The sequence below is a fragment of the Dyadobacter jiangsuensis genome (assembly GCF_003014695.1).
In the GTDB taxonomy this organism is placed as follows: Bacteria; Bacteroidota; Bacteroidia; order Cytophagales; family Spirosomataceae; genus Dyadobacter; species Dyadobacter jiangsuensis.
This window is the reverse complement of sequence record NZ_PYAS01000045.1, coordinates 1-2,256: the sequence shown is the minus strand read 5'-3', so window position 1 is coordinate 2,256 and position 2,256 is coordinate 1. Positions and strand designations below refer to the sequence as shown.

Below are 2,256 nucleotides of genomic sequence, written 5' to 3'. Positions count from 1 at the left end.
GAAGTTGGGCTCTTCTTCACTTTTGATGGTGGGGCTATCTGTTTTTGGCCAGTAACATTTTTGTAAGCAGGTCAATTCCGGCCCTTCCATACATAGATCTCTTGATTGTTTTCAGCTTATTAATATGGCCTTCTACTTTCCCGCTTGAGATATCGGAATTAATTGCTTGCTCAACGGCCTGATGGTCATTCATGATGCCTTTTGCAAAGGTTTTCAAAAGGGAGTCGGGATGCGAGGCACTTTCCAGCCATTCGTCAAAACTGCCATGGTGCTGTTTACCCAGGAGTGCTTTGAATTGTTGGGCAAGCTCGGCGGCCTTCTGAATTGGAGCACTGTGTTGGCAGAGAAAAGTAAAGAATTCCAGATCCTTAGCTGGCAATAAGGATGTATCTGTTAGGGCAATGAAGGCCAGCTTAGTGCTTGACCAGGTTTGCTGTCTGGCAAGTGCTTGGGGTTTATCCAGGGGCTGCCCCACTAAATTTTGCGCTACAAGCCGGTTCATTCTTTCGCAAAAGCTGGTGTATTTGCCGTTAAAGCCTTGTGCTATCATGTCCGCAAGAAGCTGCTTATAAGTCGTCTGTGGCCCATAATTCTGTTGGATGTATGGAATGAAGCGATCGAAATTGGTCGAATGCTCGGAGATGGTTGGGGTATTCCGACCTGGCAAGACATCCAAATGGATATATCTCCTTATGGATTTCCTGTTTGATTTCAGGTGAGCAGCTATTGCGTTGATACTATGCCCCTGAGCATAGAGTTTCTTGGTTTGCTCAAATTTAAACTGCCTACGGGGACTAACATTTCCCGTAAATAATTCGGAATTTTCAGTTTGCATGCGCTTGCCGGTTGCAGTTTCATGGTTGACAGGAATGGATTGATTACGTGCATTTTGCTTGTCATGAAAGGCTACGAAACATTTTTTGATCGTTTCGCTTTGTCTTTGCATTGCTCTATCGAGTGCTTCTCTGAGGTTAACCAGCAAATGAAAGCGGTCGGCTACCTGCGTGGCTTGTGGGGCACCCTTGCGGATACCTAATGCATAGGCCGAGGCCCTGTCCCTGGCCACAGTATGCACCTCCGGGTGTTGTTTGAGCCAAGCTTCGAGCGCTTCCGCACTGCGGCCTTCCCATAAGTCGATAACCCTATTCTGATGTAGGTCCACCAGGATTGTACCATAGGTTCGGCCCTTTTTTAAAGCCCAATCATCTACCCCGATGATGCCGGAGCATATAATGCTATCGACAACCGGCAGCGATTTTATCATTCGGATCACTGTGGCTGCACTTACGGAGCTACCCACCCACCGGCTAATCATCGCCGTCTTGACACCTCCCAATTCCAAACCGATCTTTGTCAAAAGGTCCCGGCTGCGTTGCAAGCGGCGACTGTAAGTGCCTAATTCTGAACAGAACCGTTCAGTAAATATCTTGCGTGCACAGATGTGGTTTCGGCATATGAATCTTCTACTTCGGAGGTTGATCTTCACCTGATAGTTAGAAACAGGCAAATCAGCTAGCTGGCGATGGTAATAACTATGGATTGACTTGCTCTTCTTTTTACAAAGAGGGCATCTGGAGTACCTTTGCCGGGAACTTGCGTTGACCAATACTTTTCCTTGCCAAAGATTAATCTTAACCTCTCCAAGCTTCATGTCAGGGGGTAGTATAAGGCGAGTGTTGAACATAATTATATTTATTAAATACACATATAATATATACATTAGTGCTCAAATAATCCAGAGAGATGGGCAAGCCGGTACTAAAAATTAAAGGATATGCAGCCGAAGATATTCGGTCATTGTTACACAGCGACCCTGTGTTATCTGTTGCAACCCGACTGAATATGGTTTATCAAGTAGCCGCCGGACTATCGAGTCGGCAGGTTGCCAAAATCTATGGGGTCAGTTTTAAACAGGTCATTAATTGGGTGCACCGGTTCGAAAACGAAGGCATCGAAGGGTTATACGACCTTCCCGGACGTGGTAGAAAGTCAATTCTGTCATTATCTGACCTTGAAGATATTCGAGATGTTGTCTTGAATTGCCCCCCTGATGAGTTTGGGTATTCTCAAAAACGTTGGTCTGGCCCGCTATTGCTTGAATGGATCAATAAGAAATACAACACCCAATATAGAAGCTCCCAGATTTATAAGCTTTTAGACAGAATTGGAGTAGAATTCAAGAGGCAGGCTGGTTACGTAGCCAAATAATTGTGTAATTTTTAATTACGTTTTTATCATCAAAAGTGACGAAGACCC

At 45.2% G+C, this 2,256-nt stretch carries 2 protein-coding genes; one reads left to right on the top strand and one right to left on the bottom strand.

The genetic code is table 11. The features are described from left to right. Positions 1-34 precede the first annotated feature (34 nt). Entirely contained in the window at positions 35-1,651 is a 1,617-nt protein-coding gene (locus CLV60_RS34080) for an ISL3 family transposase (protein ID WP_170118952.1), read from the bottom strand. A 92-nt stretch (positions 1,652-1,743) separates the two neighbouring features. On the opposite strand from CLV60_RS34080, the gene CLV60_RS34075 reads away from it, so the two are divergent. Then, entirely contained in the window at positions 1,744-2,208 is a 465-nt protein-coding gene (locus tag CLV60_RS34075; RefSeq protein WP_106599852.1) for a helix-turn-helix domain-containing protein, read from the top strand. The last annotated feature ends 48 nt before the right edge of the window (positions 2,209-2,256 follow it).